General features: G+C 57.0%; 8 protein-coding genes, 1 other RNA gene and 7 pseudogenes. 9 read left to right on the top strand and 7 right to left on the bottom strand.

Translation table 11 applies throughout. From position 1 onward, the window contains the following. Positions 1-24: 24 nt before the first annotated feature. Entirely contained in the window at positions 25-492 is a 468-nt protein-coding gene (locus tag JCM13583_RS05030) for a DUF2240 family protein (protein WP_075056921.1), read from the top strand. Here JCM13583_RS05030 and JCM13583_RS05025 read toward each other — a convergent pair. Both JCM13583_RS05025 and JCM13583_RS05020 read right to left on the bottom strand, forming a co-directional pair. Further along, positions 489-1,181, bottom strand: coding sequence for a tetratricopeptide repeat protein (locus tag JCM13583_RS05025; RefSeq protein ID WP_075056920.1), 693 nt, complete (start codon positions 1,179-1,181; stop codon positions 489-491). The genes JCM13583_RS05030 and JCM13583_RS05025 overlap by 4 nt on opposite strands. Before the next feature lie 92 nt (positions 1,182-1,273). Further along, positions 1,274-2,570: pseudogene (locus JCM13583_RS05020) on the bottom strand (hydroxymethylglutaryl-CoA reductase, degradative). Between the two features lie 119 nt (positions 2,571-2,689). Here JCM13583_RS05020 and pyrB point away from each other — a divergent pair. Continuing rightward, positions 2,690-3,606, top strand: a pseudogene (pyrB, locus tag JCM13583_RS05015) (aspartate carbamoyltransferase). A 5-nt stretch (positions 3,607-3,611) separates the two neighbouring features. Beyond that, positions 3,612-4,079: an aspartate carbamoyltransferase regulatory subunit gene (locus tag JCM13583_RS05010; RefSeq protein ID WP_075056945.1), complete on the top strand. Its 468-nt coding sequence runs from the start codon at positions 3,612-3,614 to the stop codon at positions 4,077-4,079. Between the two features lie 2 nt (positions 4,080-4,081). Here the strand turns inward: JCM13583_RS05010 and JCM13583_RS05005 are convergent, their stop codons facing one another. Further along, positions 4,082-4,828 (bottom strand): hypothetical protein, encoded by a 747-nt coding sequence (locus tag JCM13583_RS05005; protein ID WP_075056919.1) that lies wholly within the window; start codon positions 4,826-4,828, stop codon positions 4,082-4,084. A 30-nt stretch (positions 4,829-4,858) separates the two neighbouring features. Further along, positions 4,859-5,278 carry a ribbon-helix-helix domain-containing protein gene (locus JCM13583_RS05000; RefSeq protein ID WP_162509420.1) on the bottom strand — a complete coding sequence of 140 codons (420 nt, stop codon included), beginning with the start codon at positions 5,276-5,278 and terminating at the stop codon, positions 4,859-4,861. A gap of 252 nt (positions 5,279-5,530) precedes the next feature. On the opposite strand from JCM13583_RS05000, the pseudogene JCM13583_RS04995 reads away from it, so the two are divergent. From JCM13583_RS04995 to JCM13583_RS04985, 3 genes and pseudogenes are all read left to right on the top strand, one after another. Further along, positions 5,531-6,165, top strand: a pseudogene (locus JCM13583_RS04995) (translation initiation factor IF-2 subunit beta). After that, a complete protein-coding gene (locus JCM13583_RS04990) occupies positions 6,166-6,597 on the top strand; it encodes a hypothetical protein (RefSeq protein ID WP_075056917.1) in 432 nt (143 codons plus the stop codon). Next, positions 6,545-7,212 (top strand): annotated as a pseudogene (locus JCM13583_RS04985) (DUF120 domain-containing protein). Before JCM13583_RS04990 ends, JCM13583_RS04985 begins: the two are co-directional and overlap by 53 nt. Here the strand turns inward: JCM13583_RS04985 and purL are convergent. Together purL and purS are read right to left on the bottom strand one after the other, a co-directional pair. Beyond that, positions 7,209-9,771 (bottom strand): annotated as a pseudogene (gene purL, locus JCM13583_RS12210) (phosphoribosylformylglycinamidine synthase subunit PurL). The pseudogenes JCM13583_RS04985 and purL sit on opposite strands and share 4 nt — an antisense overlap. A gap of 898 nt (positions 9,772-10,669) precedes the next feature. Beyond that, a complete protein-coding gene (gene purS, locus JCM13583_RS04955; protein ID WP_075056911.1) occupies positions 10,670-10,915 on the bottom strand; it encodes a phosphoribosylformylglycinamidine synthase subunit PurS in 246 nt (81 codons plus the stop codon). A gap of 90 nt (positions 10,916-11,005) precedes the next feature. Between purS and ffs the strand changes: the two genes are divergently transcribed. Both ffs and JCM13583_RS04940 read left to right on the top strand, forming a co-directional pair. Next, positions 11,006-11,320: signal recognition particle sRNA (gene ffs, locus JCM13583_RS04950), an RNA gene on the top strand. Between the two features lie 19 nt (positions 11,321-11,339). Further along, a pseudogene (locus JCM13583_RS04940) lies at positions 11,340-12,460 on the top strand (HD domain-containing protein). Here the strand turns inward: JCM13583_RS04940 and JCM13583_RS04935 are convergent. Beyond that, positions 12,441-12,902, bottom strand: a complete 462-nt coding sequence (locus JCM13583_RS04935) for a GNAT family N-acetyltransferase (RefSeq protein WP_075056908.1) — start codon at positions 12,900-12,902, stop codon at positions 12,441-12,443. The pseudogene JCM13583_RS04940 and the gene JCM13583_RS04935 overlap by 20 nt on opposite strands. 86 nt (positions 12,903-12,988) lie before the next feature. On the opposite strand from JCM13583_RS04935, the pseudogene ribB reads away from it, so the two are divergent. Then, a pseudogene (gene ribB / locus JCM13583_RS12205) lies at positions 12,989-13,655 on the top strand (3,4-dihydroxy-2-butanone-4-phosphate synthase); the annotation flags it as partial. Positions 13,656-13,659: the final 4 nt, after the last annotated feature.

Below are 13,659 nucleotides of genomic sequence, written 5' to 3'. Positions count from 1 at the left end.
GACCATTTTTGGCATGAACAAGGACTGGCCAGGAAACTGATAGCGATAACCGCTAACTCGAAGAGGGATCAGAAGTCCTTTGTCCAGCAGGACTTCGTGAACGTACTATCCTTTAAGAGGGCCCTCCTTTCGCCGGATGATGTCAGGCGCTTCGTCTCAGAGTCTGTGAGGGAGGGCCTGCTTGTCGAGCGCGATGGGCGCCTCCTGCCCAACTTCAGCACCGGGGGCGTCATAGTGCCCCTGGACTTCAGCGTTAAGCCAGAGGAACTCTTTGCAACGAGCACCGACAGGCCACTGGTTGACCGCCTGCTTGACGAGGCCGTTGCCTCGGGAAAGTTCACAAAGAGGCAGGCCATAGAGAGGGCAAAGCAGGTTCAGGGCAACTTAAAATACGTGAGCTTCGAGATGGCCCTCATGGCAGCGCTCTCAGATGAGGGCATCGATGTCAGGCAGTACGCAAGGGAAGTCCTGGAATCCATGAGGAAGGGCTAGTCCTCGTCCTTCATCCTCTGCGCTATCCTTATGGCGTTGTCCACGTCTTCCATTTCCATTGCTATGTCGGACGCCACGTCGTATATGTAGGAGAGCCCCTTCCTCAACTCCCTCCTCTCCTTCTTGTTCTTTATCTTCCCCCCCAGTACGTCATCGATCCTGTCTATTGCCTCCATGGCCATCTTCAGGGCCTCTTCCTCCTTTCCCTTCTTGCGCAGGACCTCTATCCTGCCCCCCCTGTACGCCTCGAAGTAGTTCTCCCAGTCAGAGGTCTGCTCCGCTATCTGCATTACGCGTGAGTATATCCTGTCGGCCCCCCCGTCAGGGTCGTTCCTGGCCTCCACCATGAAGTCGGCCATGGCGTTGAGGCTCATGCACAGCAGGAGCGGATCTTCCCTCCTGTCAGAGATCTCTATTGCCCTCCTGTAGTAAGATTCGCTCTCCTCCTTCCTGCCACCCTCGAAGCTAATGTAACCGATATTCAATAGATCCATCACAACCATTTCCTCGTCGCCCAGGCGCTCGTGTATGCTGAGCGCCTCTTTCGCAAATTTTAGGGAGTTCTCAGGGTTCCGCCTCTCCAGGGAGAGGTAGGCCTGGGAAAGCCTGTAGCATATGTCTGCTTTCATCTGTTCGTCAGAGTCCCCGACGATCTCGTACGCCTTTGTGTAGTCCCTCACTGCATCCATGTACTTTTCCTTCTGAAGGTTCAGATCCCCCGCTGTTCAGCAGGGCTTCAAGCTCATTCTCCATCTGAGGCTCCCTGAAGCATCGTGAAACTTTATTTATTATTTCCTGAACCACCGCCCCTCATTTCCTGCAGTATCTCCCTTGCCCTGCTCACGCTTATCCTACCCTCTTCTACAAGCCTCTTTGCCACGGCATCCACTTCGGGTGGTGAGGCCCCGGCCGTGACCGCCACGTTCCTGGCGTGCAGGGACATGTGACCCCCCCTCTGTATCCCCCCCTCGTCTGCCAGTGCCCTCAGGGCTGCAAAGTTCTGTGCCAGGCCCACACTGGCCAGAATGCACGCCAGTTCCCTCGCATCCGAGCGCCCAGGATCTTCCTCGCTATCCTGGCCTTTTCCACCGCTCCGGTGGTCCCACCGACCACACCGACGGCCAGTGGCACCTCTATGGAGCCTATCAGGTTCCCATTGCTGTCCACAGAATACCTCGTCAGCGACCTGTAGCCGCCTATGGCGGCGTAGGCGTGCGCGTTGGCCTCTGCGGCCCTCCAGTCGTTCAGCGTTGCAACCAGCACGGCGTCGATGCCGTTCATTATGCCCTTGTTGTGAGTGGCTGCCCTGAATATGTCCATCTGTGCGAACCTCCAGGCCTCCACAACGCCATTCACCACCTCCTCGCCACCTATAAGTTCCTTCCTGAACCTTGCCCAGGCGTACGCTGTCCTCAGCGGGGTGAGGTTGCTGAGTATCCTGAGGTTCACCCTCCCTCCAGTGACCTCCTCTATCAGTGGTGCCACCCTCTCACACATCGTGTTTATTACGTTCGCACCCATGGCGTCCATCACGTCAACTACCAGGTGGACGACAACCTGCCCTTCAAGCCCCCCCGGGACTTCCCTGACCTGGAGATCCCTCGCCCCCCCTGCCCCCCCCTGGATTTAAGGGTCTGGCTGGCCGTGTTGGCCAGTTCAAGGATCTCGGATTTCCTGGAGAGTATCTCCACCCTGGCCACGTTGGATCGGGCACGCCGATCACCTGCACCTGCCCGTACATAAGGGGCTCCGTTGCATATGCCCTGAATCCACCTCCCTCCCTTGCGATCCTGGCGGCGTTGGAGCAGGCCGCAACCACCGATGGCTCCTCTATCGCCATCGGCACCAGGTAGTCCTTACCGTTGACCCTGAAGTTCGGGGCCACGGACAGTGGCATCTCCAACGTTGAGATCACGTTCTCGACCAGCTTGTCCGCCACATCGATCCCCCATCGACCCGGTCATCTGGAGTGTGGCCACCTCCTGTTCAGTGAGGCCCACCAGTTCCGCCACCTTCCTGAGCCTCTCGACTGGAGTGAGCCTGAAGAAACCGCTTATCCTGGAATCTCTCACGGCCATGCCTGTACATCGGGATGTATTAGAAAAATGTGCACCGGCATTTGACATTATCATGACGCCCGGTGACACCCGATTCCCTGTGTGCAAACATTATCATTGAACCTGGACATTCCCCTCGGATGTTGAAGGGTAAGAGCGTTGTATCCATAGATGACGTTTCAACTGAGGACCTCGAGGAGATCTTCAGGAGAACGGACGAGATGCTGCCGTACGCGCTGGGCGAGAAGAGGAACAGGACCATGGAGGGCAAGATCATGGCCACACTGTTCTTCGAGCCCAGCACGAGGACCAGGATGTCGTTCGAGAGCGCCATGCACAGGCTCGGTGGCTCCGTGATCTCTATGGCTGAGCCCCCCCAGTCCTCGTCCACATCGAAGGGCGAGACGCTGGCAGACACAGTGAGGATGGTCAACGCATACTCAGACATAGTGGTCATCAGGCACCCGCTGGAGGGTGCCGCCAGGCTCGCTTCCAAGTTCTCCACGAAGCCGGTCATAAACGCAGGGGACGGCTCTGGCCAGCACCCAACGCAGACCATTCTGGACCTCTACACAATAAGGAGGGAAAGGGGGGGCAGGATAGACGGCAACAGGGTTGCACTGGTGGGCGATCTGAGGTACGGGAGGACGGTGCACTCACTCATACTTGCACTTGCAAGGTACGACGTGGAGATCTTCCTCGTCTCACCCCCCCGGTACTTGCACTGCCAGACCACATAATGTCCAGGGTACCGGCGGGCGTGAAGGTGGTGGACAACCTTGACGACATACTCCCTGACCTGGATGTGCTGTACGTCACAAGGATACAGAAGGAGAGGTTCAGCGACGAGAACGAGTACAGGAGCGTCATAGGGTCGTATTCAATAGATGAGGCATCTGTTTCAAAGATGAAGAAGGACGCCATAATAATGCACCCACTGCCGAGAGTGGACGAGATAAAGCCGGAGGTTGATTACACGAAGAACGCAAAGTATTTCGTGCAGGCATCTTATGGTGTGCCCGTGAGGATGGCACTCATATCCATGATACTGGAGTGATCGTGATGGAGGACAGGACGCTCAAGATATCCAAGATCAGGGAGGGGACCGTGCTGGACCATGTGCCCGCGGGAAAGGCACTCAAGGTCCTTTCCATATTAAAGATAGACGAGAACGCACCGTATTCGGTGAGCATAGGCATGAGGGTGCCTAGCAAGAAGCTGGGGGGGCAGAAGGACGTCATAAAGATAGAGAACAGGTTCCTGGAGAAGCACGAGGTAGACAGGATTGCCCTCGTTGCGCCGGAGGCAACTATAAGCATAGTGAAGAACTACGAGATCACGGAGAAGTTCCAGGTCGACCTCCCAGAGAGGGTGGTGGGGATAGTCCAGTGCTCAAACAGGAGCTGCATATCTAACAAGAAGGAACCTGTTACCAGCGAGTTCATTGTGGTCAGCAAGAAGCCACTTGTCCTGAGGTGCGTGTACTGCGAGAGGAACATGGGCGAGAGGGAGGTCCACTCTACCCTCTGACCCTACCTGGTTGCCAGAACCATAATCTCGTACTTTGATATCTCAACGGCAGACGTTATCTTCATGGACAGGGTCTCCACCTCCCTGGCCATGAGTTCCAGGAGCCTCTCCTCGGCCTTCCTCCTCTCACTCAGTGCCCTAGGTAGGTGGCGTTCGTAAGTCCTGAGGAAGCGGCCAGAGCCTCGAGAGTGCCTATGGCCCATTCTGCAGCTGCCCTCAGGTTGCGTGATTCCCTGGGGGGGCTTGAGCGCCACGCAGAGGTGTGGGATCTTCCTGGCGCTCATCAGGTCGGAGAGCGTGACCATGCTCTTCCTCGCGAACTCGTCCGAAAGGTCGGCGAAGATGAGGAAGGAGAGTGACCTGCCCATCCTCTCCAGGTAGGGGGGGACCATCCTCACCCTCTCCTCGGCCGCCTCTGAGGGCACTATGAGTACCTCAACGTCCACGGCGTTCTTCTGGCCAAGGACCTGCTCACCGAGCACTGAGAGGGAACCCTCGGACAGGACCTTCACCTCTGCCTGCGAGGCGCTGCTCACCTCAAGCACTCCCTCAGGATCCGGGGCCTCGTGCCTGTCCTCAAGCAGGGCGTAGTATGAAACACGCCTCATCTCTATGGGCACGATCCTCCTTATCACGTCGAGTGCGGTGCGGCCCACACCGACAACCACATTGTCCATGCGTTCCTCAAAGAAGCCCTTTATGTGGTCACGGAACAGCTTTTCCAGACTGCTTATATCCACAACTTCCATTTACAGACCTCACTCTCCCCCCCTATTTATCTATCCCCCCCCATGCTCCAGCTCGGAATCGGTGTCCAGGTCCTTTCCCAGCTGGCCGAGGAGGCTCCTGTACTGCTCCTGCTTGTCCTGGATCATCCTCCTTACGAGCCCTGTCTTCAGGGATTCCTGGAGGACTGCTGTTATGAAGTCATCAACTGATGAGAACAGGCCCTCGGATACTAGCTTCTGTATTGCCCTCTGGAAGGCCCTGTCTATCTTCACGTTGATGCCGTTGTTCTGCGGCTCGATGATGCCTGCCCTGCTCCTTGCTATATAGTCCATGGTTGCATGCCTGATGAATTCAGATCTGTTGGAAAACCTTGGATTCCTCTCTATGAACTCGTCAATTTCTTCTATGTCCGCCTGGCTTATCCTGATTACGAGTTTCGTGTCCTTGCTCTCCAAGTCTCCAGACCTCAAACAAAAAACAGCATGGATGTATTTAAAGGTTTGTAGTGTTAGTACGCTCATGGCACATTGCGTATGACACCGGTACATACAACCTGCGTCAGTACATACGCTGCAAAACCTTTATTTTCCTGACTCGCCGGTATACACAGGCCTCACGGTTATGGACATGTACGTACAGCTTAATATCCGAGGTTATAAATTAAAGATTTTATTATTTAAAATGTGTCAAGGTTAATTAACAGGCTGGTGATTGCCCCCCCTATGGATATATTCAATTATGAAGAACTCCTGAACAGGAGCTCCTCCGTACTGGCAAAGGCAACCAGGAACCAGTCAAGGTTGCAGATCCCGGAGCCCGAGGTGTTCAGAGGGTAAGAGCACGATCATAAGGAACTTCATGGACATTGTTGATATAATCAACAGGGACCCTAAGGACGTTGCAAAGTTCCTGATGCACGAGTTCGGCATCGGTGCGAACATAGACGGGAAGAGGCTCATAATAGAGAGGAAGCTGACGCAGGAGCAGATATCGCAGAAGATACAGGAGTACCTAGAGACGTACGTGTTCTGTTATGAATGCAACGCCCCCCCTGACACGGAGATCCAGAAGATAGGCAGGACAAGCGTGCTTGTCTGCAAGGCCTGTGGTGCCCAGCACCCCCATTAGGGCTGTTAGGGAATCCAGGGCCAGCGAACAGGGGGGGCTGGAGGAGGGCAAGCAGTACGTTGTGGAGGTCTCAACCGTCGGGCCTTCCGGAGAGGGTAGGGCCAACTACAGGGGGGGTTACACCATACTCATACCGGGCGCGAAGAAGGGTGAGACGGTCAGGGTGCTGATAAAGAAGGTGAAGAACAACACGGCAGTGGCGGAGATAGTTGACAGGGAAAGCTCTTAGATGGACACGTCGGCAATTGTGGACACAAACGTGCTGATTTACGCAGCGCTCAGTGGCATTGACGTCCGGAGGGGTGTTTCGGAGCAGCTGGGTATCCACAGGGTCTTTGTGCCCCCCCTCTGTGTCCTCCGTGAGCTGGAGGCCCTCAGGAAGAGTGTGAGGCACGCTTCCCTGGCACTGGAAATGGCCTCGAGGATGGACACCCTGGAATCTGAGGGTTCTGGGGGGGATGACTGCATCGTATCCGTAGCATCAAGGACAGGGATGCCGGTCATCACTGATGACGCGGGACTGAGGGCGAGGCTGAGGACCATGGGCATAAGGACCATAAGCATGAGCAGGAACGGCGTGTTCAGGTATTCCAGGGGGAGAAGTCTGGATGGAGCAGAGGAGTTATCAGGCCCTCAAGGCCATAAAGAAAGAGGCAGGTAAGAGCAACTCAGTCTACATGACCACCGTACGCTTTGGCCAGGTCCTGGGGTTCAGCCAGCAGTCAGCGTCCAGGCTCCTTATCGAGCTGGAGGAAAAGGGATACATAAGGAGGAAGCTGGAGAACAGGAAGCAGGTCATAGAGATAACGGACAGCGGCCTGGAGGTGCTCTACGGCGAGCTGAACGAGCTGAGCAGGATCCTCTCACAGGACATGAGGGTGGTCATAGAGGGGGGGGAGGTGAAGAGCGGCCTGGGAGAGGGTAGGTATTATGTGTCGAGGAAGGGCTACATAGTGCAGTTCCAGGAGAAACTGGGCTTCATACCTTACCTGGGCACACTCAACGTAAAGGTAGACCCCCTTTATGAGGGGGGGAACCTGAGGAGGATGAGGAGCAGCGAGGGCATAAGGATTGAGGGTTTCAAGACCGAGGACCGGACGTTCGGCGCCGTGAAGGCATTCAGGGCAAGGATTGGGGGGCGAAGACTGCGCAGTTATCCTGCCGGAGCGCTCGGTCTACACAGATACGATAGAGGTCATATCAAAAGAATACCTAAGGGGGAAAACTCGGGCTCAAGGACGGTTCCAGGGTGAGGGTCACTGTGGACCTGTCCTAGAGGGAGACATCGATCCTTCCCTCCCTTATTTCTCTAACAACCCTCTCTTCTGCCTCGTCCACCTTCTCAGGCGTCAGGCCGCACTCCAGCACTTCCATGTAGAGTTCGTAGTCTTCCTCGTCACCGCCTGGCTCTCCACCTATGACCCTGATGAAGCCGCATGTCCTTCCGCCATCGAAGTTGAACCTGTACCTGGTGTGAAGGGTTACGTTGAAGCCCTCTACCTCCGGTACCTGTTGAGGAGGTCCATTCACACCACCCCCCCATATGCCAGTGGACCACCTTTCGTAGAGGTCCGGAATGCACAGGTCAACCGCCACCCTGCCCATGTCTGAGATGCGGACCCTGGTGCCCCCCCCGTCACTCCTATCCTGGTCTTCTGTACTCCTGGCAGTGCCGACCTAAACTCCTCTTCCCTCGACCTGTCCACCTCCACTATGAACCTGTTCCCGCCTTCGGAGAAGAGCTTGCACACTGTCCTGCCTCCAGAGATCGGGGGTAAGGTCGCAGTCCACGCCTATCCCGTTACCGAACGACATCTCGCACAGTGCTGAGAATATGCACCTGTGGAGACGTCATGGCAGGCCCTTATCACTGCAGGGTCCAGGGATCGCATGCCTTCGGATATCCTCTCCAGCTCATCCAGGTCCAGTTCTGGGCAGCCACCAGGCCCTGGCCAGTGAACCTCAGGAACTCACTTCCGCCCAGGTCGTCCGACTGCTCCCCTATGAGATAGACTGGGTTCCCACCCTCCTTAAACTCAGGTGTCCACGCCTTCCTGACATCCCCCTATTATCCCGACCATCATTATGGTTGGCGTCGGTATTATGCCCTCATGGCCTGAGCCGTTGTACAGGCTCACGTTACCTGATACAACTGGCAGCCCTGTGCGCCTGCAGAAGTCTCCGATGGCCCTCACGCTCTCTACGAACTGGCCCATGATTGCAGGGTCTTCCGGGTCACCGAAGTTCAGGGAATCTACAAGGGAGTGTGGCCTGCCACCTGCTGCGAGTATGTTCCTGTAGGCCTCAGCCACTGTGTTGAGCGTTCCCATGTAGGGGGTCTGCACTGACCATGAGGGGGCCTTGAGCCGGATGTGAGCACGAGGCCCCCCCTGTAAGAATTCTCCAGTGGCTTTATCACAGCTGCATCGGAGTGCGTCTCATGGTTTGGCTGGCCCGTAAGGGCCTCACAACGGTGTTACCCTTCACCGTGTGGTCGTACTGCCTTATGACGTGCTCCCTGGAGCACAGGTTGGGCGAGCCGATGAAATCCAGGCAGAACGCATTCAGGTCCTTCGGCTCCGCTGCAAGCACTGTTGCCTTCTCCCTCTTCTCAGGGTTGAGGTAGTGCCTTGCGTACACCGGCCCGGACGTCAGGAAATTCAGGTCAAGGTCCAGGACTTTCCTTCCCCCCCTGCTCCATATAACCAGGTTATGCCCCCCCTCCTTGACCCTGCCTATGACCGAGAACTCTATGTCCCATGAACTGAATATCTCCGAGAGCTTCCCGAGGTTGCCCTCTTCCACGGCGAGGAGCATCCTCTCCTGGCTCTCGCTCACCCATATCTCCCAGGGCTCCATGCCGCTCTCCTTGAGCAGGACATTGTCAAGGTACACTTCCGCAGAGTAGCCGCCAGCGTGGCACATCTCCCCCCAACAGAGCTGGAGAGCCCGCCGCCGCCCAGGTCCTTCATGGCAGCCACTATGCCGGCCTCTACGGCCTCAAGGCAGGCGTGGATGAGCGGTTCCTTGATTATTGGATTGCCGAGCTGCACGGAGGTCCTGTTCTCCCTGTCCTGTTCGATCTTCCTGGACGCAAAGTTCACTCCGTGAATGCCGTCCCTCCCGGTCCTTCCGCCTGCCAGCACAAGGAGCAGGCCTGGCCTGTCAACCCTGCTCCTCACGAGGTTCTCCTTCCTCATAATGCCAACGCAGCCCGCATTCACAAGCGGGTTGGACGAGTATGAGGGATGGAAGTCAATGGAGCCCGCCACCGTGGGTATCCCGACTCTGTTGCCGTAGTCCCTTATGCCTGCTATTATGCCGGATATCAGGTACCTGTCGGGGGGGAGCACTCCTTTCTCTGTTCCGGGCATGGGGGGGAGGAAGAGCGAATCGAGGAGCGCCACCGGCTTGGCACCCATGCAGAGCACATCCCTGATTATCCCACCGACTCCGGTTGCGGCTCCACCGTAGGGCTCAACGGCACTGGGGGGGTGGTTGTGGCTCTCCATTTTCAGGACGTAGGCGTGCTCCTCATCGAACTCAACAACTCCCGCATCGTCCTCCATGGCAAGGATCGTGTATGCGATTTGAGGCCTGATAGGTACCTCTTAAGGTAGAACTTTGATGACTTGTAGCAACAGTGCTCGCTCCATGCCTGTGCCATGGCCTGGACCTCCACCATCGTGGGCTCCCTGCCCAGGTTCCTGAAATATGACTGGAGCATCTTCATCTCCGTGAGCGACAGGGACAGGCCAAGGTCTGAAGAGAGCCTGCCAAGTTCCTCGTCCGAGAGTCCAGTTATCCTGACCTCATCCCCATATGCTGTTTCCATGCGAACCCCCCTGCCCCATCCATCCATGGGGGGGCCATGAATCCAGGAGCCGGCAAACCCCCTGCAACCGGAACCTGCAGTCTAAACTGTGCACCATGCCTGTTGCACAAAGGCGGCAGGCATTGTTCGGGCAGGCAGCCAGACACCACGCACTGCTGCTTTGAGCCACGGCCCAGGGCACATGATGCACTCCTGCAAGGGTTGACCACAATCCCGATCTATGTTAAATCCTTTCCGTGGTGCCAGAGGCGTTCCTGCCGATCTCCATACCGAGCCGGATTCCATCCCCCCCCAACACGTTCCACAGCTATTGTGTGGGTTCAGCACTGCCGCTGCACCTCCGCACTCAGAGGGCGCCTCTCTCCTATGGGCATTCCACCCGCACGGTCATGGCCGGGGGGGCCCGGAGGAACACCGGTGTGCCCTGGAGGGTACTGGCACCGCAGCGCATGTCTGCGGTGGAAACCCCGCCACAGTGGGGGGGATATTCCACATCCATATTTCATGGCCTCACGTGGATATATTGCTGTGTGTACAGACACCGTATGTACATTATCCATCCACACCCGATCGCGTGAGGAAAATGTCCCCCCCGGAACAGCCACGCAGAAGCAAGGGTGCACAGTGGCGGCCCAGGGCCATACATTCAGGTGGGGGTGAAGGCCCATTTCCCGGTATCCAGGAGAACACATACATCGCGCTCTGTAATGGGTGGCCCATGCACAGGGTCACAGCCCTTTAGCTCACAGGCAGAACATGTCCGGCTGTCCCCCCCCGCAGGCAGGGCAACCCCCTCCCCCAGAGGCGACAGCGCTGGCTTATCCAGCGGGAACAGAATGCCTCAACAGTTGCCTGTATGCAGTGGCCTGCATCCAACTGGCTGAGCAGTTCCCAGAGCTCAGGGATCGAGCTCCCTTATTTCGTACCTGTGGATGACAGGGTTGGTCAGGATCTTTCTCGCTATGTCCTCGACCTTCTTCCTGGCCTCCTCCTCACCCTCCTCGAACTCAAACTCGTACACCTTCCTGGTGGCCACAGAAGATACCCTGAATCCAAGGGTCCTTAGGTTCTTGGCTACCGTTATGGCCTCCGGGTCCTCAACCCCCCCTTCCCTGAGGCTTATCTCCACACTGTACCTGCGCATTGGATGGCGATTGATTCACGATTATTAAAGGTCTCATGGGCCCTTGGGGACACCGGGATAATATTTATACAGAGGTTATCATTGGGCACATGCCGGACTTGGCCGGGGGGTTAGGCGTCCCCCCCTGTTACCCGAAGTCTAGACGCGGGGGCGACAGCCCGGAGAGGGCACCCAGACTTCTGGCAGGCCCTGTGGAATCCATGAAGCTCTGTCCCTCTGGATCGGAGGTTCTGGCCTTCAGCCTCAAAGGAGGCTGGGGGCCAGATCTGCCAGGAAAACCCGCCAGGCCCGGAAGGGAGCAACGGTATCCTGGACTACCGATGCTGGAGGGGGGTGCGGGGGGGTAGAGAGGAAGCAGGGGGGGCACCTACCAGGACATCTGGTCCGATCCGGGTGTGTCCGGCTCTTCACGCGGAAGATCCGGATGCACGAGTACAAGGTGATTCAGGACCCCCCCGTGAACGGACCGGTCAGGTTCGACGGTCCCTTTCTTGAAATCATAGATACACCTGAGTTCCAGAGGCTCCGGTATATAAGGCAGCTCGGCCTGTGTTACCTGGTCTTCCCCCCCGGTGCAAACCACACCAGGTTCGAGCACTCGGTAGGCACCTATTACCTTGCCAGGGCCTTTGCTGACCACTTTGCCCTTGAGAATAGGCTCGAGCTGGAAGCGGCAGCCCTCCTCCATGACATAGGCCACCCCCCCCGTTCAGCCACAGTGTGGAGCCGCTCTTCAGGGAGTGGACCGGCATGGACCATGAGGAGGCAGGCAGGAGGATAGTTCTCGGTGAGGAGCCGTTCGCCGACAGCCAGATCCCCCCCGGCATCCTCGAGGCATATGGCATAGACAGGAGGGAGGTGGCAGCAATAATGTCTGCCGATCCGGGTGTTCCCTACTCCTCCCTCGTCAGCGGGCCTATAGATGTTGATGAGATGGACTACCTGAGGCGCGATTCACTGATGTGCGGCGTATCCACTGGCTCAGTGGACTACAGGAGGATAATGGAGGTGCTGGAGCCCGAGGACGGCAGGTTCGTGGTGGAGGAGAAGGGGCTACCCGCAATCGAATCTCTCCTGATAAACAGGATTCTCATGTACAGGTCTGTCTACTTCCACAAGACCTGCAGGATAGCTCAGGGGGGGATGCTGAACAACGCCCTGCGCAGCTGCAGGGACAGGGTCGGTAACGTGTTCAGGCTCACGGATGCCGAAATTATGGAGTCCATACCTGAGGCCTGCTACAGGGAGATAACGGGCCGCAGGCTCTTTAAGGCAGTGGTGAGGATAAGGTACTCCGGCGAGGACCTCAGCAGGGTCAAGAGTGCCATTTCGTCCATGAGTGAGGGCGACTATGTCCTCGACATAATACCGCCACTGGAGTTCTCCGGCCCCTCAAGGGTGAAGAGCACGATAAACATAAGGATGGGTGGCGACGAGGTGCCCATAACGGAGGTTTCCCCCCTGGTCAGGTCCCTCATGAAGTCGCTGGAGGACAGGTACATCTTGGTGGCCACAAGGGACGGAATCAGCGTTCCTGGCCTATGAACTTCAGCATCCTGTATGCCCCCCTGGAGCCCTCGAACTCCTCCCTGTAGTACTTCGGCATGAACGATATGATTCGGTACCCCATGTTCTGGTAGAACCTGATGGCACCGCTGTTCTTTTCCCTCACCTCCAGTATCGATACTGTGAAGCCCTCCTGTGCCATCAGTTCCTCCACCGCGGAGAGGAGCTGCCTACCTATGCCCCCCCTGCCCTGGGCCTCAGGAAGCACTGCAATGCTCTCCACGTCAAAGGAAACGGTGTCCAGGGGAATGGCGGTAATGTAGCCAAGGACACGGCCGTCCTCGTAGACCAGTGTCCTGGAACCCTCCTCGTTCAGCATGTGCCTCAGCATGCGCCTGCTGTAAGCTCCCACTGGAAAGGAAAGCCTCTCTATCTCCACTATTGCCTCGAAGTCGCTATCCCTGTAGGGCCTCACTGCCACGTATGTGTATTGAAGTGGATTATATATCGTGAACATTTACCAAAAAATGAGTATCTACCCACATATTTATAACCATCCCCCCCGGCATCCATGCCTATGCTCACAGAGATAGCGGAGGAACTCAGGCCGGGAGGCCAGTCCTCGTCTACGACTTCGACGGGAGGGAGAGAGAGACGGACATAGTGTTCGCCTCCCAGTTCATCACTCCTGAAAAGGTCAGGTTCATGAGGAAGTACGGGGGGGCGGCCTCATATGCACCACGGTGACCGAGGAGATGGCCTCCGCCATTGGTCTACCGTACCTGGAGGACGTCCTGAGGACCTCTTCCCTGGTGCCCGACATCCTGCTCGATGCATCCGATCTAAAATATGACAGGAACAGCTCCTTCTCACTCACGGTAAACCACAGGAACACGTTCACCGGAATACCGGACGTGGACAGGCCCTGACCATATCGGAGTTCGCCAGGTTCCTCGGCGAGCTGGAGGAGTTCGGCGAGAGGGCAACAGTGGAGTTCGCCAGGCGCTTCAGGAGCCCGGGCCATGTGATACTCCTTATAGCACGGGAGGGCTATTTCGGTAGGAGGAGGGGGCACACCGAGCTGAGCACCTACCTCGTCGAGTCCGCCGGCCTGATCCCGTCTGCAACGATAGTGGAGATGCTGAGCGATACCGGGAGGTCGATGACCAAGGAGGAGGCCATGGCATTCGCATCGCAGAACTCGCTAAAATTTATAGAAGGGAAGGCGATAGTAGAGG

Source organism: Thermogymnomonas acidicola JCM 13583, from assembly GCF_001316105.1.
Classification (GTDB): domain Archaea; phylum Thermoplasmatota; class Thermoplasmata; order Thermoplasmatales; family Thermoplasmataceae; genus Thermogymnomonas; species Thermogymnomonas acidicola.
This window is presented reverse-complemented; position numbering and strand designations above follow the sequence as displayed.